24 protein-coding genes are annotated in these 23455 nt (G+C 69.3%); 11 read left to right on the top strand and 13 right to left on the bottom strand.

Features of this window, described 5'->3' with window-relative positions; genetic code table 11:
* Positions 1 to 183: 183 nt before the first annotated feature.
* Positions 184 to 882 (top strand): TIGR00266 family protein, encoded by a 699-nt coding sequence (locus AZC_RS02115; RefSeq protein WP_012168946.1) that lies wholly within the window; start codon positions 184 to 186, stop codon positions 880 to 882.
* Between the two features lie 382 nt (positions 883 to 1264).
* Here the strand turns inward: AZC_RS02115 and AZC_RS02110 are convergent, their stop codons facing one another.
* On the bottom strand, positions 1265 to 2194 hold the full coding sequence (locus tag AZC_RS02110; protein ID WP_012168945.1) for a histone deacetylase family protein: 930 nt from the start codon (positions 2192 to 2194) through the stop codon (positions 1265 to 1267).
* A 189-nt stretch (positions 2195 to 2383) separates the two neighbouring features.
* Between AZC_RS02110 and AZC_RS02105 the strand changes: the two genes are divergently transcribed.
* Positions 2384 to 3412, top strand: coding sequence for an LLM class flavin-dependent oxidoreductase (locus AZC_RS02105; protein WP_012168944.1), 1029 nt, complete (start codon positions 2384 to 2386; stop codon positions 3410 to 3412).
* A gap of 8 nt (positions 3413 to 3420) precedes the next feature.
* Here the strand turns inward: AZC_RS02105 and AZC_RS02100 are convergent, their stop codons facing one another.
* From AZC_RS02100 to AZC_RS24745, 4 genes are all read right to left on the bottom strand, one after another.
* Positions 3421 to 4341: a hypothetical protein gene (locus AZC_RS02100; protein ID WP_012168943.1), complete on the bottom strand. Its 921-nt coding sequence runs from the start codon at positions 4339 to 4341 to the stop codon at positions 3421 to 3423.
* A 24-nt stretch (positions 4342 to 4365) separates the two neighbouring features.
* Positions 4366 to 5361 carry an OmpA family protein gene (locus AZC_RS02095; RefSeq protein ID WP_052286066.1) on the bottom strand — a complete coding sequence of 332 codons (996 nt, stop codon included), beginning with the start codon at positions 5359 to 5361 and terminating at the stop codon, positions 4366 to 4368.
* A gap of 179 nt (positions 5362 to 5540) precedes the next feature.
* A complete protein-coding gene (gene ppdK, locus AZC_RS02090; protein ID WP_012168941.1) occupies positions 5541 to 8219 on the bottom strand; it encodes a pyruvate, phosphate dikinase in 2679 nt (892 codons plus the stop codon).
* Between the two features lie 123 nt (positions 8220 to 8342).
* Positions 8343 to 8483, bottom strand: coding sequence for a DUF3096 domain-containing protein (locus AZC_RS24745; protein ID WP_012168940.1), 141 nt, complete (start codon positions 8481 to 8483; stop codon positions 8343 to 8345).
* Between the two features lie 212 nt (positions 8484 to 8695).
* Here AZC_RS24745 and AZC_RS02085 point away from each other — a divergent pair, with 212 nt between their 5' ends.
* From AZC_RS02085 to AZC_RS02075, 3 genes are all read left to right on the top strand, one after another.
* The gene (locus tag AZC_RS02085) at positions 8696 to 9592 is read left to right on the top strand and encodes an MBL fold metallo-hydrolase (protein WP_081434096.1); all 897 of its coding nucleotides are present in this window, start codon (positions 8696 to 8698) and stop codon (positions 9590 to 9592) included.
* Positions 9593 to 9716: 124 nt separating this feature from the next.
* Positions 9717 to 10745: an L-threonylcarbamoyladenylate synthase gene (locus tag AZC_RS02080; RefSeq protein WP_081433874.1), complete on the top strand. Its 1029-nt coding sequence runs from the start codon at positions 9717 to 9719 to the stop codon at positions 10743 to 10745.
* A 24-nt stretch (positions 10746 to 10769) separates the two neighbouring features.
* Positions 10770 to 11210: a GNAT family acetyltransferase gene (locus AZC_RS02075; protein WP_012168937.1), complete on the top strand. Its 441-nt coding sequence runs from the start codon at positions 10770 to 10772 to the stop codon at positions 11208 to 11210.
* Positions 11211 to 11213: 3 nt separating this feature from the next.
* On the opposite strand, the gene AZC_RS02070 is transcribed toward AZC_RS02075, so the two are convergent.
* Complete coding sequence (locus tag AZC_RS02070) at positions 11214 to 12650, bottom strand: PLP-dependent aminotransferase family protein (protein ID WP_012168936.1); 1437 nt, start codon at positions 12648 to 12650, stop codon at positions 11214 to 11216.
* 65 nt (positions 12651 to 12715) lie between these two features.
* Here AZC_RS02070 and AZC_RS02065 point away from each other — a divergent pair, with 65 nt between their 5' ends.
* Positions 12716 to 13456 carry a pyridoxamine 5'-phosphate oxidase family protein gene (locus tag AZC_RS02065; RefSeq protein ID WP_012168935.1) on the top strand — a complete coding sequence of 247 codons (741 nt, stop codon included), beginning with the start codon at positions 12716 to 12718 and terminating at the stop codon, positions 13454 to 13456.
* 63 nt (positions 13457 to 13519) lie between these two features.
* Positions 13520 to 14728: an MFS transporter gene (locus AZC_RS02060; protein WP_012168934.1), complete on the top strand. Its 1209-nt coding sequence runs from the start codon at positions 13520 to 13522 to the stop codon at positions 14726 to 14728.
* Here AZC_RS02060 and AZC_RS02055 read toward each other — a convergent pair.
* From AZC_RS02055 to AZC_RS02035, 5 genes are all read right to left on the bottom strand, one after another.
* Positions 14725 to 15312 (bottom strand): DNA-3-methyladenine glycosylase I, encoded by a 588-nt coding sequence (locus tag AZC_RS02055; protein WP_012168933.1) that lies wholly within the window; start codon positions 15310 to 15312, stop codon positions 14725 to 14727. The genes AZC_RS02060 and AZC_RS02055 overlap by 4 nt on opposite strands.
* Positions 15309 to 16154 carry a YgfZ/GcvT domain-containing protein gene (locus AZC_RS02050; protein ID WP_012168932.1) on the bottom strand — a complete coding sequence of 282 codons (846 nt, stop codon included), beginning with the start codon at positions 16152 to 16154 and terminating at the stop codon, positions 15309 to 15311. Before AZC_RS02050 ends, AZC_RS02055 begins: the two co-directional genes overlap by 4 nt.
* Before the next feature lie 158 nt (positions 16155 to 16312).
* A complete protein-coding gene (locus AZC_RS02045) occupies positions 16313 to 16585 on the bottom strand; it encodes a hypothetical protein (protein ID WP_043878786.1) in 273 nt (90 codons plus the stop codon).
* 185 nt (positions 16586 to 16770) lie between these two features.
* A complete protein-coding gene (locus tag AZC_RS02040) occupies positions 16771 to 17178 on the bottom strand; it encodes a TIGR02301 family protein (protein ID WP_012168930.1) in 408 nt (135 codons plus the stop codon).
* A 30-nt stretch (positions 17179 to 17208) separates the two neighbouring features.
* On the bottom strand, positions 17209 to 17634 hold the full coding sequence (locus AZC_RS02035) for an NUDIX hydrolase (protein WP_012168929.1): 426 nt from the start codon (positions 17632 to 17634) through the stop codon (positions 17209 to 17211).
* Between the two features lie 101 nt (positions 17635 to 17735).
* Here AZC_RS02035 and AZC_RS02030 point away from each other — a divergent pair, with 101 nt between their 5' ends.
* Both AZC_RS02030 and AZC_RS02025 read left to right on the top strand, forming a co-directional pair.
* The gene (locus tag AZC_RS02030) at positions 17736 to 18383 is read left to right on the top strand and encodes an HD family hydrolase (protein WP_012168928.1); all 648 of its coding nucleotides are present in this window, start codon (positions 17736 to 17738) and stop codon (positions 18381 to 18383) included.
* Entirely contained in the window at positions 18380 to 18886 is a 507-nt protein-coding gene (locus AZC_RS02025; protein ID WP_012168927.1) for a tyrosine phosphatase family protein, read from the top strand. Before AZC_RS02030 ends, AZC_RS02025 begins: the two co-directional genes overlap by 4 nt.
* On the opposite strand, the gene AZC_RS02020 is transcribed toward AZC_RS02025, so the two are convergent.
* The gene (locus tag AZC_RS02020) at positions 18872 to 19798 is read right to left on the bottom strand and encodes a class I SAM-dependent DNA methyltransferase (RefSeq protein ID WP_244421779.1); all 927 of its coding nucleotides are present in this window, start codon (positions 19796 to 19798) and stop codon (positions 18872 to 18874) included. The two genes, AZC_RS02025 and AZC_RS02020, sit on opposite strands and share 15 nt — an antisense overlap.
* 72 nt (positions 19799 to 19870) lie before the next feature.
* On the opposite strand from AZC_RS02020, the gene AZC_RS02015 reads away from it, so the two are divergent.
* Positions 19871 to 20953 (top strand): ligase-associated DNA damage response exonuclease, encoded by a 1083-nt coding sequence (locus AZC_RS02015; RefSeq protein ID WP_012168925.1) that lies wholly within the window; start codon positions 19871 to 19873, stop codon positions 20951 to 20953.
* A complete protein-coding gene (locus tag AZC_RS02010) occupies positions 20950 to 22608 on the top strand; it encodes a cisplatin damage response ATP-dependent DNA ligase (protein WP_012168924.1) in 1659 nt (552 codons plus the stop codon). Before AZC_RS02015 ends, AZC_RS02010 begins: the two co-directional genes overlap by 4 nt.
* Positions 22609 to 22623: 15 nt before the next feature.
* Here AZC_RS02010 and AZC_RS24205 read toward each other — a convergent pair whose 3' ends face one another.
* Positions 22624 to 23304 (bottom strand): acetyltransferase, encoded by a 681-nt coding sequence (locus tag AZC_RS24205; RefSeq protein WP_158304091.1) that lies wholly within the window; start codon positions 23302 to 23304, stop codon positions 22624 to 22626.
* Positions 23305 to 23455 lie beyond the last annotated feature (151 nt).

The raw sequence follows: 23455 nt of genomic DNA, 5'->3' as shown, positions 1-23455 counted from the left end.
GAAGCGGAGCCGTCGCCAGCGCGCGCTTTCCGCCAGTCTGCCCGTCATCCCTTGCCGGAAACTGGCGCGCACGCCTGTCACTGCGCATTCTCATCCTACGCCCGCACCAGAGCCGCAGATGACCGGCTTGCCCCCCATGCGCGCCACCGGCACTCTGCGCCTCCCACTCTCTCGAGGCTTGCCATGCGCCACCAGATCACCGGCACCACCCTCCCCGTCCTTCAGGTCACGCTGGCGGCGGGGGAGACGCTGCTGGCCGAAACCGACCGCCTGTCCTGGATGACCAACAACATCGCGCTGGAGACAACCACCAGCGCGGGCACGGGCGGCGGCGGCTTCTTCGGCGCCATCGGCCGGGCCATTTCAGGCGGCGGGCTGTTCATGACCCACTTCACCGCGCAGGGCGGCGAGGGGCTGGTGGCCTTTGCCGCCACCGTGCCGGGCGCGATCATCGAGGAACAGGTCTCGCCAGGGCGCGGGTTCATGATCCACCGCCACGGCTTCCTTGCCGGCTCGGCGGAGCTCACGCTCGCCATCGGCTTCCAGCAGAATCTCGGCTCCGGCGTGTTCGGCGGCAACGGCTTCGTGCTCCAGCGCCTCACCGGCCAAGGCACCGCCTTCATCGAGCTGGGCGGCGAGATCGTCAGCTACGAACTCCAGCCGGGCCAGCAGCTTCTGGTGCACCCCGGCCATGTGGGCATGTTCGAGGAGAGCGTCGGCTTCGACATCACCATGATGCGGGGCATCCGCAACGTGCTGTTCGGCGGCGATGGCCTGTTCCTCGCCCAGCTCACCGGCCCCGGCCGCGTGTGGCTCCAGACCCTCACCCCCTCCAAGCTCGCCCACGCGCTAGAGCCCTATCTGCCGCGCGACCAGAAGTGAGGGGATCGTGATTTCGCCCCGCGGAAGGGCCGCGCGCGGGTCGTCAGGATGACCGCAGCGTGGGGGCTGAGCCCTGGGGTCTGTGCCACTGCTGAGCACTGACTTGCGGAGGCCGCGTGTACCCCCCTCCCCCACCCTCCCCCGCAAGGGGGGAGGGAGTGGCGGTGCGTCGACGGAGGGGATGAGGTCAAAGCCGGACGGGCGTTAGAATATGGCGCGCGCCCTCTCCGATTTCCCCCTCCCCCCTTGAGGGGGAGGGCAGGGAGGGGGGTAGAACCCGCTCCGCACAGGCAACGTGATCCAAACACGCGCCTGCTCACCGAAAGCCGTCGCCGTCGGCCGAGCACCCGCTCAACCGCTCCCGTTCACCTCAGCGCGCGCCTCACCCGTGCATCAACGCCGTCACGTGCGCCGCGGCGGACTGGGCGAGGCCTTCGAGGTCGTAGCCGCCCTCCAGAATGGAGACGAGGCGGCCGTCCGAATGCTTGTCGGCCACATCCATCAGCTTCTTCGTCACCCAGCCGAAGTCCGTGTCCACGAGGCGCAGGGAGGCCAGAGGATCGTTCTTGTGGGCGTCGAAACCGGCGGAGATGATGACGAGCTCGGGCCGGAAGGTCTCAAGCCGCGGCAGGATGCGGCTCTCGAAGGCCTCCTTGAACTTGTCGCCCGCATCGCCGGAACGCAGCGGTGCATTCACGATGTTGCCGGTGATGCCCACCTCGCCCACCGCCCCGGTGCCGGGATAGAGCGGCATCTCGTGGGTGGAGGCATAGAGCACGCTGTCGTCGGCCCAGAAGATCTCCTGCGTGCCGTTGCCGTGATGCACGTCGAAATCGATGATCGCCACCCGGCCGAGGCCGTATTTCGCCTGCGCATGGCGGGCGGCGATGGCGGCCTGGTTGAGCAGGCAGAACCCCATGGGCCGACGCGTCTCGCAATGGTGGCCAGGCGGGCGCATGGCGACGAAGGCGTTGTCCACGCGCTTCTCCATCACCTCGTCCACGGCAAAACACGCGCCGCCCACGGCGCGGAGCACCGCTTCCCACGAGCCGGGAGAGAGGATGGTGTCGCTGTCGATGCGCACGATGCCCTCGGCCGGGGTCGCCTCGCCCAAGGCGTCCACGAAGTCCGCCGGATGCACGCGGATGATGTCCTCCCGCTCCCCGCGCGGCGCCTGATCGCGCAGCAGATTGGCGAAGCGCTCCTGCTCGAAGATGCGATCGAGCGCCCGCAGCCGGTCGGCCCGTTCCGGATGGCCGGTGGGGGTCGCGTGGGCAAGGCCCGCGGGATGGGTGATGAGCAGGGTGGTCATTGGCGTTCGGCCTCTCTGGCGGGCAGTTTCCTCGACTTCTGATATACCTTATTCCACGCCTACCGCTTTGATCCAGCGCCGTATGGCGCGCTTTTCCGGTGCCCGCCACGCCCGCCGAAAGCGCCCACGTTCAAGCGCCCCGGTCCGCGATCTGCTAGGAGAGCGGTCCCATTTTCGGAGTTTCCCGCCTTGTCTCTCCTCGAACTCGGGCTCGACACCTTCGGCGATGTCACGGTCGCCGCCGACGGCACGCCCAAGCCCCACGCCCAGGTGTTGCGCGACGTGGTCGCCGAAGCCGTCCTCGCCGATGAGGTCAGCGTCGATTTCATCGGCCTCGGCGAGCACCATCGCGACGACTTCGCCATTTCCGCGCCGGACGTGGTGCTTGCCGCCATCGCCGCCCGAACGCAGCGCATCCGCCTCGGCTCGGCGGTGACCGTGCTCTCCTCGGATGATCCGATCCGCGTCTTCCAGCGCTTCTCCACCTTGGATGCGCTCTCCAACGGCCGGGCGGAAGTCATCCTCGGGCGCGGCTCCTTTACCGAGAGCTTCCCGCTGTTCGGCTTCGCGCTTCAGGATTACGAGACGCTGTTCACCCAGAAGCTCGATCTCTTCGCGGCGCTGCTCACCAATGCGCCGGTCACATGGTCGGGCTCCATTCGCCCGCCGCTGAAGGACCAGAAGGTCTTCCCGCCCATCGAGACGGGCCGGCTGAAGACCTGGATCGGCGTCGGCGGCACGCCGGAATCGGTGGTGCGCGCGGCCCATTACGGCCTGCCGCTGATGCTGGCCATCATCGGCGGCGCCCCCTCGCGCTTCCGCGCCTATGCGGAGCTGTACCGCCGCGCGCTGGAAGAGGCCCGCCAGCCCGCCTTGCCGCTCGGCGTCCACTCGCCCGGCTATATCGCCGATACGGACGAGGCGGCGAAGGAGGAGATGTTCGGCCCCTACAAGACCATGCGCGACCGCATCGGCGCCGAACGCGGCTGGCCGCCCATGGGCCGGGATGAGTTCGAGCGGGAAGTCTCCCACGGATCGCTCTATGTGGGCTCGCCCGAGACGGTGGCCCGCAAGATCGCCACCACCGCCAAGGCCCTCGGGCTCGACCGCTTCGACCTAAAATACAGCGGCGGCCCCATCCCCCACGCGGGCCAGATGCGTTGCGTCGAGCTCTACGGCACCAAGGTTATCCCCATGGTGCGCGACATGCTGGCCTGAGACCGACGTCAGCGGATGGCACGGGCCCCGAGATCCCGAAACCGTGCGGAGGCGCCCTCAAGGCGTCCCCGCCATTCCGGGTCCGGCTGCTGTCCGTCCGTCACGGCGATGAAGGTCTGGAGCAGGCAGGCGATGCAGAAGGGTTCAGCCACCGCATAGACGAGGGTCAGCGCGGCAATGCCCGCGAGCGCCACGCCCGCATAGGCGAGCGGCCCGGGAAACAGCGCGGCCAGCGCGCCGAACGGGCCCACCACCAGCGCGAACAGGCCCGCCGCCAGCAGGGCCATCACGAGCGTCAGCACCACCGCATTGCGCAGGATGGCGACGGCATTCTGCGCATAGAGCACCAGGGCATCCTGCGCGCCCGAGAAGGGATCGCCGCCGGTGCGGATGTTGCGGGCGAGGATCAGCTCGTCCACGAACATCGTCGAGACATAGAGCACCGCATTGAGAACGTTCGCGACCGGACGCAGCCCGACCAGGCCCGCAAGCGCGGTGATGAGGCCACAGATGGTGCGCAATACGCCCCGGATGAGCCCGTCGAGGACGAACAGCACGTTCACTTCGGCAAACCGCGCCTTCAGGACATCCAGTGCATAGGCGATCTGGCCGAATCCGCCGGGCAGCGGCTGCCCGTCATAGGCGGCGACGAGAACGGCGATATGTCCGCCCTTCACCAGATAGAGCAGATAGGCCCGCAGCCAGATGAGCAGCGCACTCGCCAGAACGAAGCCGCCGGCCGCACCATAGGCAGCGCCCTCACCCGGCGCGCCCAGCACGGCGCCGGAAACGGCGCCGAGGCCGGCACCGCCCCCAACCCATGCCGCATAGCCGAGCACGATGGCGCCCGACAGCGCGACCCGCAGCAGCAGGAACGGCCAGGTGCGCAGCACCAGCCCGATGGCGGTCAGGATGGAAAAATCGGCCATGCGCTGCCCCCGGCTGGCGCGCGGTTACTGTTCCACCAGCTCCACGCGGCGGTTCTTGGCCCGCCCCTCGTCGGTGCGGTTGGAGGCGACCGGTGCCATGAAGCCCGCGCCCCAGGCCTGCAGCCGCGCGGCGGCGATGGCATATTGCTCCACCAGCGCCCGGCGCACCGCCTCTGCACGGGCCTGCGAGAGCTTCATGTTGCTGTCCATGCCGCCCACATTGTCGGTGTGGCCGACGACGACCAGCTTCAGGTCCGGCGCCTTGCGGAGCAGGCTGGCGATCTCGTCGAGCGTCGCCTTGGACTCCGGCTTGATGACCGCGCTGTTGAAGTCGAACAGGATGCCGTAGAGCGCGACGCTGCCGGTCTTGCCGATGCTGTCCGCCATCCTGGAGGCGTCCACCACCACCATGTTGGCATCCATCGACTTCACCTCGATCACGTGGAGCTGGGTGAAGATGCGGTCCTTGTCGGCCGCCGCGCCGGATTGCGAGCGGGTGATGAACAGCGCCACATAGACGTCCTTGCCCGGCGCCTGAAGCCTGGCGGCGAGATAGCGCTGGTCGTCGTAATTGTCGCCCATGCGGGTGTAGTTCTGAGGGTCCACCTGGGCGATATTGAAGTCCCGCCCGCCGCAGGCCCGATGGGCGCAGGTGAAGATCTCGCTCGCCCCCGCCGCCTGAAGCGCGGTGCGGTAGTTCTCCAGCACTTCCAGCGAGGTGCGGTTGGGCGGGTTGCGGTAGGTGATGCGGAACACCTGCCCCTTGAGTTCGAGCCCCTGCCGCGCGCGGCCCTTCATCGGCTCAGTGACGAGCACATAGTCGTCGAACGCCTTGACCTCGTAGCGGATGATCTCGGAGCCCGCATAGCGGCTGATGCCGGGATAATCCCGTGAGCCGGGCACGTCGGCGGCCCGCGCCGGGACCGCAGCCGCGGCAAGAAGGAGCAGGAAGAGGGCGAGAGGAGAGACCACCCCGTCCCGGCGGAAGAGGCGGCAGGCAGCGCAGATCAGCACGGACATCAGCAGAACCTTGAGGCAGTTGACGTCGAACCCGCGCCGGCGCCCCCGCGGCCTGCCAAGACGGGCAAGCGGATCATAGGCACGCACGCAGGAACGGCCAAGACCTCGCTTCCCCAACGCAAACGGGCGCCCCGAGGGGCGCCCGCTCAAATTGCGAACCGTCGTCCGGCGCGGCCGGATCAGGCCTGGCTGGCGGCCTTGCGGCCGAGCGCAGCCTGCGCGGCGGCGAGGCGGGCAATCGGCACGCGGAAGGGCGAGCAGGACACGTAGTCGAGGCCCACCTCGTCGCAGAAGGCGACCGAGGCCGGATCGCCGCCATGCTCGCCGCAGATGCCGAGCTTGATGTCGGGACGCGACTGGCGGCCGCGCTCCACGCCGATCTTCACCAGTTCGCCCACGCCTTCCACGTCGATGGAGACGAACGGGTCCACCTCGATGATGCCCTTCTGGACATACGGGCCGAGGAAGGTGCCCGCGTCGTCGCGCGAGACGCCGTAGCAGGTCTGGGTGAGGTCGTTGGTACCGAACGAGAAGAACTCGGCGGTCTCCGCGATCTCCTTGGCGCGCAGGGCGGCGCGCGGCAGCTCGATCATGGTGCCCACCTGGAAGGTGAGCTTGGCGCCGGTCTCTTCCTCGACCGCCTTGGCCACTGCCTGGATGCGGGCGTTGACGATGTCGAACTCCGCCTTGGTGGCGATGAGCGGAACCATCACTTCCGGCACCACGGCCTCGCCGGTCTTCTTCGCGGCGATGACGGCCGCCTCGAAGATGGCGCGGGCCTGCATCTCGGCGATTTCCGGGAAGGCGATGGCGATGCGGCAGCCACGGAAGCCGAGCATGGGGTTGACCTCATGCAGCTCCTTCTGGCGGCGCTCGATGCGCTCCACCTCGACGCCGAGGCTCTTGGCGACTTCCTGAACTTCCGCGTCGGTGTGCGGCAGGAACTCGTGCAGCGGCGGATCGAGCAGGCGGATCGTGACGGGCAGACCCTTCATGATCTCGAACAACTCGACGAAGTCCTCGCGCTGCATGGGCAGCAGCTTGGCGAGGGCCGAGCGGCGGCCGGCCTCGTCGTCGGCGAGGATCATCTCGCGCACGGCGAGGATGCGGCCGGCGTCGAAGAACATGTGCTCCGTGCGCGAGAGGCCGATGCCCTCGGCGCCGAAGGAGCGGGCCATGCGCGCGTCCAGCGGGGTCTCCGCATTGGCGCGGATCTTCAGGCGGCGCACCTTGTCGGCCCAACCCATGAGGGTCGCGAACTCGCCGGAGAGTTCCGGCTGCTGCATCGGAACCTCGCCGGCCAGCACTTGGCCGGTGGAGCCGTCGATGGTGAGGGTCTCGCCCTTCTTGTAGGTCTTGCCGGCCACGGTGAGCGTCTGCGCCGCATAGTCGATGCGCAGCGAGCCGGCGCCGGAGACGCAGGGCTTGCCCATGCCGCGCGCCACCACGGCGGCGTGCGAGGTCATGCCGCCGCGCGAGGTCAGGATGCCCTCGGCCGCGTGCATGCCGTGGATGTCCTCAGGCGAGGTCTCGATGCGGACCAGGATCACCTTGTGGCCCTGGTGCTTCATCGTCTCGGCCTCGTCTGCCGAGAAGACGATGGCGCCCGCCGCCGCGCCGGGCGACGCCGGCAGGCCGGTGGCGATCACGTTGCGCTCGGCCTTGGGGTCGATGGCCGGATGCAGGAGCTGGTCGAGAGAGGCGGGATCGACGCGGGCGACCGCCTCCTCCTGCGTGATGAGGCCCTCATTGGCGAGCTCCACCGCGATCCGCAGCGACGCCTTGGCGGTGCGCTTGCCGGAACGGGTCTGGAGCATCCAGAGCTTGCCCTTCTCGACCGTGAACTCGAGATCCTGCATGTCCCGGTAGTGCTTCTCCAGCACGTGGGAGATGCGCTCGAATTCCTTGAAGGCGTCCGGCAGGGCGCTTTCCATGGACGGCTTGTCTGAGCCGGCGGCGATGCGGGCGCGCTCGGTCAGATCCTGCGGGGTGCGGATGCCCGCCACCACGTCCTCACCCTGCGCATTCACGAGGAACTCGCCATAGAGCGCGTTCTCGCCGGTGGAGGGGTTGCGGGTGAAGGCGACGCCCGTGGCCGAGGTCTCGCCCATGTTGCCGAACACCATGGCCTGCACGTTCACGGCCGTGCCCCAGCTCTCCGGAATGGAGTGCAGGCGGCGGTAGGTGATGGCGCGCTGGTTCATCCAGGAGCCGAACACGGCGCCGATGGCGCCCCAGAGCTGGTCCTGCGGATTCTGCGGGAAGGGTTTGCCCAGCTCCTTCTCGACCTTCGCCTTGTACTCCACGACGAGCTTCGCCCAGTCGTCGGCATCAAGGTCGGTGTCGAGGGTGTGGCCGTGCTGCGACTTGTAACCCTCGAGGATCTCCTCGAAGTGGTGGTGGTCCACGCCGAGCACCACGTCGGAATACATGGTGATGAAGCGGCGGTAGCTGTCGTAGGCGAAGCGGCGGTCGTTGGCGAGCTTGGCCACGGCTTCCACGGTCTCATCGTTGAGGCCGAGGTTGAGCACGGTGTCCATCATGCCCGGCATGGAGGCGCGGGCGCCGGAGCGGACCGAGACGAGAAGCGGATTGGCGGGATCGCCGAAGGTCTTGCCGGTGAGCGCGCCGACCTTGGCGAGCGCGGCCTCCACATCACCCTTCAGCTCGGCCGGATAGGTCTCGCCATGGGCGTAATAATAGGTGCAGACTTCGGTGGTAATCGTGAAGCCAGGAGGAACGGGCAGGCCGAGATTGGCCATCTCGGCGAGGTTCGCACCCTTGCCGCCGAGCAGGTTCCGCATCTCGGATTTTCCTTCGGCCTTGCCGTCGCCGAAGGAGTAGACCCATTTCGTCATCTCGGAGATCCCCTTAGGGTAGCGCGCGCGTCAGAGGCCGACGGCGCGGTTGCTTTAGCTTGCGAAAGGGCAAGCTTCAACTGCACGGAACGGCCCGCCCTGAGGGAAGGCCCGAATGCGGTATCAATGGGGCACAAGACCAAGGATCCCCACGACGATCAGGTAGATCGCCACCAGAACGTTCAGCAGGCGTGGAAAAAGCAGGATGAGGATGCCCGCTATCAGAGCGACGATCGGCTGGATGATCACGAGGTCGAAAGTCATCTGAAGCTCTCCTTATGCGTGTGCGCCGGCAGCGCTCACGCTAGAAAGAGGCGGGGGTCGTCTCTGGTTCCGTCCTTCTAGCCATCTCGCGCGTGCAATGCCACATCAACCTCACGCCGCTGTGATCATCCCTTGGACGGAGGCCGATTGCTGCGCAGCAGCAGGTGTGCGGTGATTTCCCAAGGTCAGGTCCGTTGATGGGGATGGCGGCCATGCTTGGACGATGGGTGCGACAGCTCTGGCCCTTCCAGCCCCGCCCGGCGTCGGGCCCGCGCCATCCGGTCGCACCCTGCCACGTGCTGGGTCTTGCGGGTCTTGCGGCCCTGGCTCTCCTGGCCATGCCCTTTCTCCTCGCTGCGCCGGCGGCGGCGGAGCCGGAGAAATGCCCGCGCATGGTGGCCGGGCCGGTGCTGAAGCCCCGTGTCATCCCGGCGGCCTTCCGGCTCGCAGCGGCGGAGGGCGGGCAGGTGCGGTTCACCTTCGTCGGCCACGCCACCTTCCTGATCGAGAGCCCGCACGGCGTCACCATCGCAACCGACTATAACGACTACGTCCGCCCGAACATCGTGCCGCAGATCGTCACCATGAACCGGGCGCACGATACCCACTACACGAACAACCCCGATCCCGGCATCGCGCACATCCTGCGCGGCTGGAACGACGACGGCACGCCGCCGCGCATCGAGCTCACCGTGGACGACGTGTGGATCCGCAACGTCTCCACCAACATCCGGCAGGGCAGCGCGACGCGCTATGACGGCAATTCCATCTTCGTCTTCGAGGTGGCGGGCCTGTGCATCGCCCATCTCGGCCATCTGCATCACATTCTAACGCCCGACCATCTGGAGGCGCTGGGCCGCATCGACGTGGTGCTGGCGCCAGTGGACGGCTCCTACACGCTCGACATCGAGGGCATGATGGAGAATCTGAAGGCCATCAACGCGCCGCTCGTCATCCCCATGCACTATTTCAGCTCCTGGGGGCTGGACCGCTTCCTCTCGCGCCTCGGCAAGGAGTACCAGATCCAGCGCTCCGAAAGCCCCAGCGTCCTGCTCGCCCGCGAGACCCTGCCGCGCAAGCCGACCGTGCTCGTGCTGCCCGGCCGGTGACGCAAAGCACCTCCGCATCCCGGCGAGACGCCTTGACCTGACACGCCGGAGCGCCTTTAAGCCCGAGCGCGCACGGCAACGGCCCGCCGTGGCCCGGCACGGCCGGTCTTCAGGCACCGGACAGATGAGCGCTTCCCCCGCCCCGCCCTCCGCTTCCCGCAGCACGCAGGTGCTGCCGGCGACCTCGCCCGCCCGCGCCAAGGCTGCGGCAGTGGTCGCGGGGCGGCTCATCGGCGAAGGCAAGGTGGTCGCCTTCCCCACTGAGACGGTCTATGGGCTCGGCGCCGACGCGGGCAACCCGCGGGCGGTCGCGGAAGTCTATGCCGCCAAGGGGCGCCCGGCCTTCAACCCGCTCATTTCCCATGTGCCGGATCTTGCCGCCGCCGAGCAGCTGGGCGTGCTGAACGCGGATGCGGTGAAGCTCGCCCGCGCCTTCTGGCCGGGGCCGCTCACCCTCGTGGTGCCCTGCCGCGACACGGATGCCATCTGCGACCTTGCCCGCGCCGGCCTCTCCACGACGGCACTCCGGGTGCCCAACCACCCGGCCGCCCTCGCCTTCCTCGCGGCGGCCGGACGACCCGTGGTGGGGCCGAGCGCAAATCGCTCCGGCCATGTCTCGCCCACGACGGCCGCCCATGTGATGGCCGATCTCGACGGCCGCATCGACGCGGTTCTGGATGCGGGGCCGACAATGGTCGGCGTCGAATCCACCATTGTCGACTGCTCCGGCGATGAACCGCGCCTGCTGCGGCCCGGCGGACTCGCGCGCGCCGACATCGAGGCCGTGCTCGGGCGCCCCCTGCCCGATGCGGCGGGCGGTGATGAGGCCAAGCCTTCGGCCCCCGGCCGGCTCGCCTCCCATTACGCGCCCAACGCCACCGTGCGGCTGGATGTGGCGGAGGTGCGGCCCGGCGAGGCTCTGCTCACCTTCGCCGGCCACCGGCCGACGGGCAGTGAGAGCGCCGCCTTCGTCTATGACCTCTCCCCCGCCGGCGATCTCGCGGAGGCGGCGAGCCGCCTCTATGGGGCTCTGCGCGCCATCGACGCGCGCGGCGCGGCGGGCATCGCCGTGGTGCCACTGCCCCGCGAGGGGCTGGGCGAGGCCATCGCCGACCGCCTCGGCCGCGCTGCCGCCCCTCGCCCGCACGACTGACAACTCCCGTCCGAGGTCTTCTTCATGAGCGACGCGCCCCCCGCCCTTGCCATCGGCCATGCCGCGCCGGAGGAGACGGAGGCCCTTGTGGCGCTCTGGCAGCGCTGCAACCTCACCCGCCCCTGGAACGACCCGCACGCGGACATCGCCCTCGCCAAGCGCGGGCCGCATTCCACCATCCTCGTCCTGCGCGACGGCGCGCGTCTTGCCGCCTCCGTCATGGTCGGGCACGACGGCCATCGGGGCTGGATGTACTATCTCGGCGTTGATCCCGACTATGAAGGCACCGGCCTCGGCCGGAAGCTGGTGGCGGCCGCCGAGGACTGGCTGAAAGCGCGCGGCGTGCCCAAGGTGATGCTGCTGGTACGCCCGGACAATGAGAAGGTGCGCGGCTTCTATGAGGCGCTCGGCTATCTCGACGAACCGCGCGTCGTCTTCTCCAAGCGCCTCGACGAAACCGCCTGACCCTCACCCGCCGATCCGCGCCAGCCAGCGGCGGGCGGCGCTTGCCAGCTCCTCCGGCGGGAAGCCGGAAAACCCGATGACGAGGCCGGCCTCAGGCGGCCGATCCACATGGAGCGGCGAGAGCGCGCGGGGGCCGAACCCCTCCGCCCGCGCCGCCGCGAGCAGGGTCGCGTCCTCGGTCCAGTCGGGCCGTCGGGCCACGAGGTGCAGGCCCTGATCGGGCGCGGCGACCGAGAGCCCGCCTTCATTCAGCACGGCCACCAGCGCATCGCGGGCGTCGCGCGCGCGGCGGCGGGCGCGACGCAGGTGGGCGGAGAAATGCCCTTCGCGCAGGAAGTCCGCCAGCGCGTCCTCCAGCAGCGAGGGCGGGAAGCGGTCCGAGCGGTTGCGCACGGCAATCACCGCGTCCAGCAGCGCCTCCGGCACCACGGCATAGCCCACCCGCAGGCCCGGAAAGAGCGCCTTGGAGAAGGTGCCCACATAGATCACCCGCCCCGCCCCATCGATGCCCTGAAGAGCGGTGAGCGGGGGGCCGGCATAGCGATATTCGCTGTCGTAATCGTCCTCGATGATCCAGGCCCCGGCGCGCCTTGCCCAGTCGATGAGGGCGAGGCGGCGGGCCATGGTGAGGGTAACGCCGAGCGGAAACTGGTGGGAGGGTGTCACATAGACCGCCCGCGCATGGGGCGCCCGCGCCTCCCCCGCCGCCGGATCGAGCCCCTCCCCATCCACCGGCACGCCGATGAGGCGCATGCCGGCGCCCTCGAAGGCGGCGCGGGCCATGGGATAGCAGGGGTCCTCGATCCACACCGGATCGCCGGGCGTGAGCGCCGCGCGGATGATGAGATCGAGCGCCTGCTGCGAGCCGGAGGTCAGCACCACTTGATCGCCATGGCAGCGCACGCCGCGCGCCGTGCGCAGATAGGCCGCCACCTCCTCCCTGAGCGCCCGGCTGCCGCGGGGATCGCCATAGCCGAAGTGATGGCGCGCCGGCACCGCCATATGGCGGGTGATGAGCCCGCGCAGGATCTGGAAGGTGCGCGCGTCGGGCGCCGCGAGGCCGAGCGCGCCGGGCAGCGGCGGCGCCACCGCGGGGCGCGGGTCCGGCGGCGGCGCGGCGGGTGCGATCTGCGGCACGGCGGCGGCGACGAAGGTGCCCGCCCCCACCCGCGCCTCGGCAAAGCCCTCCGCCAGCAGCAGCTCGAACGCCGCCACAGCCGCCCCGCGCGAGAGGCCGAGCCGCGCCGCCAGCTCCCGCGTCGGCGGCAGCTTGGTGCCGGGGCGCAGGACGCCGCCTTCGATCAGCCGCCGCAGTTCCGCATAGAGCGCCACCGGCCGGGGGCCAGCCTTGGGCAGAACCGGGATCAAGGCCGACCAGTCGGCGGCATGGACCTCCGGGGCAGCGGCCTCGGAAAGATTGGTCTCGTCGGAACGGCGCATATTGGATCTATCTCAGGTCCAATCCAGAGCCTAGCTCTGAGCCTGCCCGCGCAGAAAGGCAAGTCATGAGCCACGAGACGACCGAGACACGCTTATCCGAGACCACCTTCCCCGTCACCGACCGCAACCGGGTGAAGCGCCTGCACGAGCGCGGCTCCTATGACCGCGCGGTCGTCTATCCGATCCTCGACGCCGCCTTTCTCTGCCATGTGGCCTATGCCATCGACGGCCAGCCTTTCGCGACGCCCACCATCCACTGGCGCGAGGGCGATACGCTCTATTGGCACGGCTCCTCCGCCAGCCGCATGCTGCGGCACCTGAAGGGCGGCACGCCGGCCTGCCTCACCGTCGCCCATCTGGACGGCCTCGTGCTCGCCCGCTGCGGCTTCAACCATTCGGCCAACTATCGCTCGGCCATGTGCTTCGGCACTGCGCGCATCGTGGAAGAACCGGAGGAGAAGGCGCGTGCCCTCTCCGCGCTGGTGGACCGCTTCTATCCGGGCCGCGACGCCACGCTGCGCGCCTCGACCACGCAGGAGGTGAAGGCGACCATGGTCATTGCCATGCCCATCGAGGACGCCTCTGCCAAGGTGCGGGCGAAGGGCGTGGGCGATGATGAGGACGATCTCGGCCTGCCCATCTGGGCCGGCGTCATTCCCGTGCGCACGGTGCTCGGCGCACCGGAGACGAGCCCGCATGTGCCCGCTGGCGTGCCGGTGCCGGACGGCCTCGGCATCTATGCGCTGGGGGCCCCGCTCGATGAGGCCCTGCTCGCCGCACAGCGGATGTACGAGGCGGCGGATTAGGGATCGCGTGCGAACCCGGACAGGCCTATCGTCAGCCATCCTTCCGAGTCGCCCCTCCTCGCCATGGACGCCGTCCTTCTCCGTGTGCTCTGCGTCACCGCCGTCATCCAGCTCATCGCCTGGGGGACGGCCAGCCTTCTGGCTATCGTCGGCATCCGCATGGCGGCGGATCTGGGCATGGACGTGCCGACCGTCTTTGCCGGCAGCACCGTCTTCTATTGCGTCATGGGCGTCTGCAGTCCGGTGCTGGGCAAGGGTTTCGTGCGCCATGGCGCACGGCGCATGATGATGGCCGGCACGCTGGTGGCGGGACCGGGCTTCGCCCTCATCGCCCTGTCCAACGGGCCGCTCCCCTATTTCGCCGGCTGGACGCTGCTCGGCATCAGCGGCAGCGCCATGCTCTCCACCGCCGCCGCCATCCTGATCCATGAGACGGCGGGGGCGCGAGCGCAGCGGGCCATGGGCGCGCTGATGCTGGCGACAGGCCTCTCCAGCAGCCTCTTCTGGCCCACCACCGCCGTGCTGGCGGACCTCTGGGGCTGGCGCGTCACCTGCTGGATCTATGCCGGCCTGCACCTCGCCGTGTGCCTGCCGCTGCTTGCCTTCGCCTTGCCGGCCCGCACGCCTGCGGCAGCGGCCGCCGCCCCCACGGAGGCGGTGCCCGCGAAGCCCGCGCCGCGCCTAGGGCGCAAGCGCACCTTCAGCCTGATGATGACGGCCATCGCCCTCAATGGCTTCGTCGCCTTCGGCTTCAACGCCATCTTCATCGAACTCCTGAAGGTGGAAGGCGTGCCGCCGGAGCGGGCAGTGGCGGTGGGTTCGCTGCTGGGCGTGCTTCAGGTGAGCGCGCGGGTGATCGATTTCCTGGGCGGCGGGCGCTGGGACGGGCTCACCACGGGCCTCTGGGCCGGCAGCTTCATCCTCGCCGCGCCGCTCATCGCGCTCATGGCGGATGGCTCGCTGCTGGTGATCGGCCTGTTCGTGCTGGTCTATGGCCTCGGCACCGGGGCCTTCGCGGTCGCCCGCTCCACCATCCCGCTCGTCTTCTACGATCAGGCGGCCTATGCGCGGGCACTCTCCACCATCGCACTGCCGCTCAACATCGGCTGCGCCATCTCTCCCCCGCTCTTCATGGGCATGCTGCTGGAGACGGGTGCGCACTCCGTCCTGCTTCTCGCCACCGCCTGCGCTCTGGTGACGCTCGCCGCCCTCGCGGCTTTGCGGCAGTTCCGGCCGCAGCGGGCAATACCCGAGCTCACGCCAACGGGCTAAGCCCGCCAGCACTCCGCCAGATGGTCGTCCACGAGGCCGCAGGCCTGCATGGCGGCGTAGACGATGGTGGGGCCGCAGAATTTGAAGCCCGCCGCCTTCAATTTCTTGGAGAGCGCGCGGGAGGCAGGCGTCTCGGCGGGAATGTCCTTGAGGGTACGGGGGCGGTTCACCTGCACGGTGCCGTCCACCGCCTCCCACATGAAATCGGAGAAGGCGATGCCCTTCTCCCGAAGATCCAGATAGGCGCGGGCGGAGAGCACCGCGCCTTCGATCTTGGCCCGGTTGCGCACGATGCCGGCGTCCGCCATCAGCGCCGCGACCTTCTCCGGCCCATAGGCGGCGATCACCTCCGGCTCAAAGCCGTCGAAGGCGCGGCGGAAATTGTCGCGCTTGCGCAGGATGGTGATCCAGGCAAGCCCGGCCTGGAAACCGTCCAGCAGCAGCTTCTCGAACAGCGCGCGCGAGTCGCGCTCGGGCACGCCCCATTCGGTGTCGTGATAGGCCACATAGAGCGGATCGGTGCCGCACCAGGGGCAGCGGCACTTGCCGTCGCTATGCGGCGTCAGAATACGATCAGCGCTCACACGCCCTCCATGTCGAAGCTCGCCCAGTCGGGCGCCTTCAGGGTCACTTCCACATCGCCCGCCAACAGCGGCAGGCCGCTGGCCTTCGCCTCCGCCGCGCGGTCGAGGCGCACGAGAGCGATGCCCTGCCCGCCGGCGATGGAGCCGATGCGGCCGACGGTCTTCTCGCCGGCCTTGATCTCGGTGCCGCTCTCCGGCGCCCCGGCGAGCAGGGCCGCCACGGTGCGCGTGCGGGCGATGCCGCGATGCTGGGTGCGCGAAACCACTTCCTGCCCGATGTAGCAGCCCTTCTTGAAGTCCACGCCGCCGAGCTGGTCCATGTCCGCCTCATGGGGGAAGGCGTCGCCATAAAGGAAATCGGCACCGCCCTCCGGGATTCCGAGCGCAATGCGGTGGGCGGCATAAGCGAAAGCATCGCCGCCCAGCCCCTCGGCAGTGGCGCGGAGCACGACGGCGCGGGTGCCGAGTTCATCAAGGCGCGGATCGGGGAAGGCCTCGACGCCCTCCGGTGCGGCCTCATCGCCCCAGAAGGCGACAATGGCGCTGTCGGCCTGTGGCTCGAACCCGACATTGGCGCGCAGGCGATACATGGTGAAGCGCTTCACCAGATCCTCCAGCCGCGCCGCCGGCAGGTCCAGCAGCAGCGTCTCGGGCGTCGCCACCGGGGCATAGATGAGGAAGTCGGAGATGATCTTGCCCTGCGGCATCAGCAGCGCGCCATAGCGGGCGCCGCCGGGCTTCAGGCTGTTGATGTTGCAGGTGACGACGTTGTGCAGGAAGGCGCGGGCGTCGGGGCCGGAGACGGCGAGGACGGCGCGCTCGGGCAGAAAGGCGTGGGCCATGGCCATGTCCCTGGTCGGCAGGCCCGATGCGAAAGTCCGCATGGGCGCCGGGTGACGAAAAGGCACCCGCGCCGGAGCACGGGCCGTTCAGGCCATCATATATGCAAGGTCCGCGCCCGGCGCAGCCCGATATGCGCCACCGGGAACGACTGACAGGCTTACTGGCGCTGGCCGATGAGGGTGTATTCGCCGCCGCGCACGCGCTGGGCAAGGCTTTCCACATAATCGGCGGTCGGCTCCTCGCCATAGATGGCGACGAGGGTGCGCAGGGCCGAGAACAGGGCCGCCTGCACCAGGCAGTCCTCATCGAGACCGTCGCGCAGCGCTTCCGTCCAGGCATCTTCCAGATAGGACAGCGCCACGTGCCGTTCGTCCGAGGCCGGCTCGGCGACATGCAGCGGATGGCTGGCGAAATTGGACGTGCTCGACAAGACCGACCTCCGCGCCGCTCCCCGAATCAGGCGGCGAGCCAAGGAGTAGCACGCCCCACGGTCCCGTCACGGAAGTTCTGAACGAAAGGTTAACCGACCCACAGGGGGATGGGGGCGGCGCGATGAGCGAAAGGCTGGAAACCGGGGCGGAGCCCTTACGCGCAGGCCAAGACGCCCGAACCACCTCAGTTGCCGCCGTAGCGGACCACGATCTCATGGGCGAGCTTGGCGCCCTGGTCCATCTGGCGCTGTACGGCCTCGACGGCGGCCGGCGTGCAGGTGCGGTAGACGGTGGCGTAGCTGTTGTAGCCGGCGTTGAAGGCAGCGATCAGCTTGCCCTTGCGCGGGTCGGACGGCTGCTCGGCATCGATCAGCGTCTGCATCTCGGTACGCCAACTCTGGCCCTCGTTGGGGGCGCCGCAGAGCGGGCGCAGATAATGCAGCGATCCCAGCAGTTCCGCGATCTTCAGGAGATCCTGCTCATAGGGCGGGGTCGAGCCTTCCGAAGAAGCCGCCTGCGCCGGCCCGCACGCGAGCCCGGCGATCCAGACGGCCGAGGCAAGGAGAAGGGCGGCAGAGCGGAAGGTGCGCATGGCTTTTCGTGGCCCCGCGAGCCCGCGCCGTCAAGGGGCCGCCATCAGCCGGGCGGCGGCGGCGACCACCTCCGCGAGCCCGTCCGTGCCCGGCAGGGCCGCCACCTCATCGGGGGCGAACCAGCCGACCTCGATGGCCTCCTCGCCGATGGTCGGCTCCCCGGCGCGCCAGCGGGCGGCATGGGCGACCACGACGAAATGGGCGAGAAGCCGCTCGCCATCGCGCACGATGATGTCACGGGCGGCGGCGACCGCGAGGATCTCCGCCTCCACCGCCACTTCCTCCATCACCTCGCGGGCGGCGGCCTCCGCCAGCCGCTCGCCCGGCTCCACCCGGCCGCCCGGCAGGCTCCAGAGGCCCGCGCCCGGCGCCTTACCCCGGCGGGCGAGGAGGACGCGGCCGTCGCGGAACACGGCGGCGCTGGCGGCAAGGGTAGGGCGGACGGGATCGGACATGGGCGGCCTTTCGCGTAGAGCGCCGCGAAACTAGCAGGCTTCTCTCCGCCGCACAGCGCCCCGGCTTCCGCCGCCCCACGGACCGCGCTAAGCCTCAGGGAATGACGGATTCGCCCGCACAACCGAGCCTGCCCCCCACCCCGCCTTCCCCGACCGCCGGCAAGAAGCCGCGCGCCTGGCAGAGGATGCTCTCGGGCCGCCGCCTGGACCTGCTGGACCCCTCGGCCCTCGACATCGAGATCGAGGACATCGCCCATGGCCTGGCCCGCGTCGCCCGCTGGAACGGCCAGACGAGCGGCGATGACATCTTCTCGGTGGCCCAGCATTCGCTGCTGGTGGAACGGCTCGCCCGCGCGCAGACGCATGACCTTGACCGGAGCTGGCGCCTCGCCGTGCTGCTGCACGATGCCCCGGAATATGTGATCGGCGACATGATCTCGCCCTTCAAGGCGATGATCGGCGGCGACTACAAGGCGGTGGAGGCCCGGCTTCTCGCCGCCATCAGCCAGCGCTTCGGCCTGCCGGTGCGATGGCCGCAGGCGCTGGTGAAACTCACCAAGGCGGCCGACCGCGCCGCCGCTTTTCTGGAGGCCACCCGGCTCGCCGGCTTCTCCGAAGGGGAGGCGGTGAAGGTGTTCGGCCGTCCGCCCCGGCTCGACGCCAGCCTCGAAGCCGCCTATCTCTCTCCATGGCGCGCACAGGAGGCCAAGGAACGCTTCCTGGCGCGGTTCGAGGATATCGCCCGATGATCTATGTCTGCTCCCTCTCGCGCCTCCACGAGACGGTGGAGCGCACCGGCGCCCGGCACGTCATCACCCTCATCAATGGCGGCACCGCCGTGACGCGGCCGAGCAATGTGGACCCGACCCACCACCTCTTCCTCGGCATCAACGACATTGTCGAGGAAGCCGAGGGTCTGGTGGCGCCGGGCGACACCCATCTGCACGACCTTCTGGACTTCGTGCACGCCTGGCCGCGCGAGGCGCCGCTCGTCATCCATTGCTATGCGGGCATCTCCCGCTCCACGGCGGCCGCCTATACCACGCTCTGTGCTTTGCTACCGGAGGTGGACGAGATGGAGCTGGCGCTGCGCCTGCGCCAGGCCTCGCCCACGGCAACCCCCAACGCCCGCATCGTCGCGCTGGCGGACCGGGCGCTGAAGCGCGAAGGCCGGATGGTGAAGGCCATCGCCGCCATCGGCCGGGGGGCGGATGCCTTCGAGGGCGAGCCCTTCGCCCTACAGATCGACTGAGCGGACAAGCACGGCCACCAGCCCCGGCACGGGCACGCCCTTCTCGGTGCGGGTGGAGCGGTCTTCCAGCAGGGCGATGGCAAGGCCCGCCCCCGCCGCCTGTTGCTGCACCAGCGCCCGGCCATGGGCATAGCGCAGCGTGTCGCGCAGCAGCAGGCCCTCCCCCTCGTGGGTCTCCAGCGTGAAGGCGAACAGGCCCCGCGGCGCCAGCGCTCTGGACGCTGCCGCGAAGATCGGGGCGAGATCGCCCACATAGCAGAGCGCATCGGCGGCGAGGATGAGATCAAGGCTTTGCGGCGCCTCAGCCGCCAGCGCCGCGCCCATCTCGCCCACCTCCAGTCGCGTGTAGAGGCTAAGCGCCTGCGCCCGCTCCACCATGGCGGGGGAGAGATCGACGCCCGCCAGCGCCGCCACCTTGCCGGCGAACAGCCCCGCCGCAAGGCCGGTGCCGCAGCCAAGATCCAGCCCGCGCGCGAAGCGTTCCGCCCGCCCGCGCCCGGCACAGACCGCGCTCACCGCCTCCGCCAGCACCTCCGGCCCGCGATAGGCAAGCTTGCCGCGCAGGGCATCGTCGAAGCGCGGGGCATATTGATCGAACAGGGTGCGCACATAATCCGCCGACATGGCGCCCTCCGCCTCCACGCCGCCGAGGCGCGCGAGCCTGAGGCCCGCGCCCAACGCATCGGCGGGATCACGCGCGAGCACGGCGCGGAAGGCCTCCGCCGCGCCAGCCTCATCGCCAGCCGCCGCCCGTGCCTCGCCAAGCAGGAACCAGGCCGCGACAAAATGGGGCGCTTCCGCCACCGTATCGGCGAGAAGCTCGGCCGCGGCGGCGGCATCACCCGCCTCCAGATCGGCCCGCGCCCAATCGAGCCGGCGGTCGAGAGCGGGATTGCCGGAAGATGCGTACAAGGGCTGAGTGCTGGACTGGAACGCCACGAAGGCCTCGCGGATTGCAACTGCGCACCCATATAGCCTTTAGCCATGCGCCCGGAAGACCTTCTCTGCCCCTCGACCAAGGGCCTCTACTCTCCCGCCGGGGATTTCTACGTGGACCCGGTGCGCGCCGTGGACCGCGCGGTGATCACCCACGGCCATTCGGACCATGCCCGGCGCGGCCACGGCAAGGTGCTGGCGACGCGCGAGACGCTGGACATCATGGCCCTGCGCTACGGGCCGGATTTCGCGGGCGAGACGCAGGCGATCGGCTATGGCGAGAGCGTCGAGATCAACGGCGTGCGCATCACCGCCCATCCGGCCGGCCATGTGCTCGGCTCGGCGCAGATGGCGCTGGACTGGCGCGGCCTCACCATCGTGGCCTCGGGCGACTACAAGGATGCGCGCGATCCCACCTGCGCGCCCTTCGTGCCGGTGAAGTGCCACGTCTTCATCTCGGAGGCGACCTTCGGCCTGCCGGTCTTCCGCCATCCGGATGCGGCGGACGAGACGGCGAAGCTCCTGCGCTCCGTCGCGCTCTTTCCCGAGCGCGCACACATTCTGGGGGCCTATTCGCTCGGCAAGGCCCAGCGCATGATGGCCCTCATCCGGCAGGCGGGCCACACGGCCCCGCTCTACATGCATGGCGCGCTCACCGAGATCACCGCGTATTACGAGGCGCAGGGCATCGCCCTCGGTCCTGTGGCCCATGTGACCAAGATGGCCAAGGCGAAGCTGGCGGGCGCCATCGTCATCGCCCCGCCCATGGCGATCACCGATCTGTGGACCCGCAACTTTCCCGATCCCGTCACCGCCTTCGCCTCCGGCTGGATGCGCGTGCGGGCCCGCGCCAGGCAGCGCGGCATCGAGCTGCCGCTGGTGGTCTCCGACCATGCGGACTGGGATGGGCTCACCGCCTCCGTCACCGCCACCGGCTGCGAGGAATTGTGGGTGACACACGGGGCGGAAGACGCGCTGGTGCACTGGGCGCAGACGCAAGGCCTGAAGGCGAAGCCCCTGCACATGGTGGGCTATGCGGAGGAGGACGAGGCGGCGGAGGGCGAGGCCGTGGCGATGTCCGGTCCCGAGGCGCCGCCGCAGGATGGCGCACCGGAGGAGACGGCGCCATGAACCGCTTCGCCGAACTTCTGGACCGCCTCTCCTACGAGCCCCGCCGCAACGCCAAGATCCGGCTGATGAGCGAGTATTTCCGCTCGACGCCGGACCCAGAGCGGGGGGTGGCGCTCGCCGCCCTGACCGGCAAGCTCTCCTTCACCAATGCCAAGCCCGGCCTTATCCGCGCCCTCATCGCCGAGCGCACGGACCCGGTGCTGTTCGAACTCTCCTACGACTATGTGGGCGACCTCTCCGAGACCGTCGCCCTCATGTGGCCCGCGCCGAAGGGCCTGCCGGAGATGGGTGGCAACCACGCGCCCTTCCTCTCCGAGATCGTCGAGGGGCTGGAAACGCTGCCCAAGCGCGACCTGCCCCGCCAGCTCGCCCTCTGGCTCGACGGGCTGGACGAAACCGGCCGCTGGGCGCTCTTGAAGCTGATTACCGGCGCATTGCGCGTGGGTGCTTCCGCGCGCCTCGCCAAGACCGCCGTGGCGGCCCTGGGCGACCTGCCGCCGGACGAGGTGGAACTGGTCTGGCCCGGCCTTTCCATGCCCTATCGCGAGCTTTTCGCCTGGGCCGAAGGCAAGGGGGAGCGGCCGCAGACCACGGACCCGGTGCCCTTCCGCCCGGTGATGCTCGCCCATGCCATCGAGGAGACGGATTTTTCCGCCCTCGATCCCGCGAGCTTCGCCGCCGAATGGAAATGGGACGGCATCCGCGTGCAGGCGGTCTGCGCTCGCAGCAGCGACGGCACGCGGGCGGCACGCCTCTACAGCCGCACGGGCGAAGACATTTCCGGCGCCTTCCCTGACCTCGTGGAGGCACTCGATTTCGACGGCGCGCTCGACGGCGAACTGCTCATCGTGCGCGAGAAAAGGGTCGAGACCTTTAACGTTCTTCAGCAGCGGCTCAACCGCAAGGCCGTCACCACAAAGATGCTGGCGGAATTCCCCGCCCATATCCGGGCCTATGACCTGCTCGCCGTCGCTGGCGAAGACCTGCGACCACTGCCCTTCCGCGACCGGCGGGCGCGACTGGAGGCGCTGATCGCGCGGCTCGAGACCCAAGGCCACACGCGGCTTGACCTCTCCCCCCTCGTGCCGTTCGCGGATTGGGAGGGCCTCGCCGCCGCCCGCCGCGATCCGGCCTCGGCCGGAGCCGGCCTTGATGCGGAGGCGGTGGAAGGGGTGATGCTGAAGGGCTGGGACACGGCCTATCTCCCCGGCCGCCCCAAGGGGCCGTGGTGGAAATGGAAGCGCGATCCCCACACCGTGGATGCCGTGCTCATGTATGCCCAGCGCGGCCACGGCAAGCGCTCCTCCTTCTATTCCGATTACACCTTCGGCGTCTGGACGCAGGGCGAGGAGGGCGATGTGCTGGTGCCGGTCGGCAAGGCCTATTTCGGCTTTACCGATCAGGAGCTCATCGAGATCGACAAGTTCGTGCGCCGCGCCACCATCAACCGCTTCGGCCCGGTGCGCGAGGTGCTGCACGAGCCGGACGAGGGACTGGTGCTGGAAGTCGCCTTCGAGGGCCTCGCCCGCTCCACCCGCCACCGCTCGGGCGTCGCCATGCGCTTCCCTCGCATCGCCCGCCTGCGCTGGGACAAGCCGCCCCGCGAGGCCGACCGGCTGGAGACGCTGGAAGCGCTGCTGCGGCAGGAGGAGTAACCTCTCCCCCGGCGCCTACTCGACCGGCACGCTGCGGCGCGTGGCAAAGGACAGGCGGGTCTTGATGCGCGTCGCCTGCTGCGACACGGCAATCGCCCGATCGGGCATGTCGCGCCGCACCACAGCATTGACGCCGATCCGGCAATCGTCGCCGATGGTCACGCCCGCATGGATGCGCGCGCCCATGCCGATCATGCAGCGCTTTCCGATCCGCACGTCGCTGGCAAGCGTCGCATGGGGCAGAATGACCGTGAAGTCACCAACCCTCACACGGGCGCCCAGAACATTATGCGCAAAGAGATGCACGTGGCGCCCGAGGACGACATCCGTGAGAATGGCGAAGGGGCCGACATAGCATCCCTCGCTGATGTCGGCATGGGATGAAACCACCGATGACGGATGCACGAAGCGGGGCCACCGGCAGCCCCGCAGGGCCGGCCGCTCCCGCACCTGCGCGGCGTGATCGGGATCGGCGATGGTCAGGAAGGCCGCAACGTCCGAGCCGTTCAGATCGTCGATGAAGCCGACCGTGTGCCCCAGCACCTTGCCCGCAGGCCGGTCATCCGCAATGCCCCGCACCGCAACACCGGCCGTCTCGAAGATGCAGATCAGATTGCGGGCATTGCGGCCGCCGCCGATCAGCAACAGACCATCCGGAGTTTCGGGAGACAGGGGCGCGATCAGGGACATGGGCATCTGAGCGTTCGGAACTCGACAGGGCGGGTGCATCGGACAGGGAGTGGCCGGGAGGGCACGGATCCGCTGGGAGGCAAGGCGCGGCGGCCCATCCACCGGCCGGACACCTCGCCATGTGATAGGCAGTCTTGCCGCGGCGGGCAATTCCATT

Origin of the sequence: Azorhizobium caulinodans ORS 571 (assembly GCF_000010525.1) — a bacterium.
GTDB lineage: Bacteria > Pseudomonadota > Alphaproteobacteria > Rhizobiales > Xanthobacteraceae > Azorhizobium > Azorhizobium caulinodans.
Note: the sequence above shows the minus strand (reverse complement) of the source record. Positions and strands in the feature narration are given on the sequence as shown.

Coding starts and splice junctions, on each gene's coding strand:
- AZC_RS02050 (WP_012168932.1), bottom strand. CDS start 16,154: ATGGCCCACGCCTTTCTGCCCGAGCGCGCCGTCCTCGCCGTCTCCGGC.
- AZC_RS24745 (WP_012168940.1), bottom strand. CDS start 8,483: ATGACTTTCGACCTCGTGATCATCCAGCCGATCGTCGCTCTGATAGCG.
- AZC_RS02030 (WP_012168928.1), top strand. CDS start 17,736: ATGACGGATTCGCCCGCACAACCGAGCCTGCCCCCCACCCCGCCTTCC.
- AZC_RS02075 (WP_012168937.1), top strand. CDS start 10,770: ATGAGCGACGCGCCCCCCGCCCTTGCCATCGGCCATGCCGCGCCGGAG.
- AZC_RS02095 (WP_052286066.1), bottom strand. CDS start 5,361: ATGTCCGTGCTGATCTGCGCTGCCTGCCGCCTCTTCCGCCGGGACGGG.
- AZC_RS02010 (WP_012168924.1), top strand. CDS start 20,950: ATGAACCGCTTCGCCGAACTTCTGGACCGCCTCTCCTACGAGCCCCGC.
- AZC_RS02080 (WP_081433874.1), top strand. CDS start 9,717: ATGAGCGCTTCCCCCGCCCCGCCCTCCGCTTCCCGCAGCACGCAGGTG.
- AZC_RS02115 (WP_012168946.1), top strand. CDS start 184: ATGCGCCACCAGATCACCGGCACCACCCTCCCCGTCCTTCAGGTCACG.
- AZC_RS02040 (WP_012168930.1), bottom strand. CDS start 17,178: ATGCGCACCTTCCGCTCTGCCGCCCTTCTCCTTGCCTCGGCCGTCTGG.
- AZC_RS02100 (WP_012168943.1), bottom strand. CDS start 4,341: ATGGCCGATTTTTCCATCCTGACCGCCATCGGGCTGGTGCTGCGCACC.
- AZC_RS02065 (WP_012168935.1), top strand. CDS start 12,716: ATGAGCCACGAGACGACCGAGACACGCTTATCCGAGACCACCTTCCCC.
- ppdK (WP_012168941.1), bottom strand. CDS start 8,219: ATGACGAAATGGGTCTACTCCTTCGGCGACGGCAAGGCCGAAGGAAAA.
- AZC_RS02035 (WP_012168929.1), bottom strand. CDS start 17,634: ATGTCCGATCCCGTCCGCCCTACCCTTGCCGCCAGCGCCGCCGTGTTC.
- AZC_RS02025 (WP_012168927.1), top strand. CDS start 18,380: ATGATCTATGTCTGCTCCCTCTCGCGCCTCCACGAGACGGTGGAGCGC.
- AZC_RS02110 (WP_012168945.1), bottom strand. CDS start 2,194: ATGACCACCCTGCTCATCACCCATCCCGCGGGCCTTGCCCACGCGACC.
- AZC_RS02085 (WP_081434096.1), top strand. CDS start 8,696: ATGCTTGGACGATGGGTGCGACAGCTCTGGCCCTTCCAGCCCCGCCCG.
- AZC_RS02060 (WP_012168934.1), top strand. CDS start 13,520: ATGGACGCCGTCCTTCTCCGTGTGCTCTGCGTCACCGCCGTCATCCAG.
- AZC_RS02015 (WP_012168925.1), top strand. CDS start 19,871: ATGCGCCCGGAAGACCTTCTCTGCCCCTCGACCAAGGGCCTCTACTCT.
- AZC_RS24205 (WP_158304091.1), bottom strand. CDS start 23,304: ATGCCCATGTCCCTGATCGCGCCCCTGTCTCCCGAAACTCCGGATGGT.
- AZC_RS02070 (WP_012168936.1), bottom strand. CDS start 12,650: ATGCGCCGTTCCGACGAGACCAATCTTTCCGAGGCCGCTGCCCCGGAG.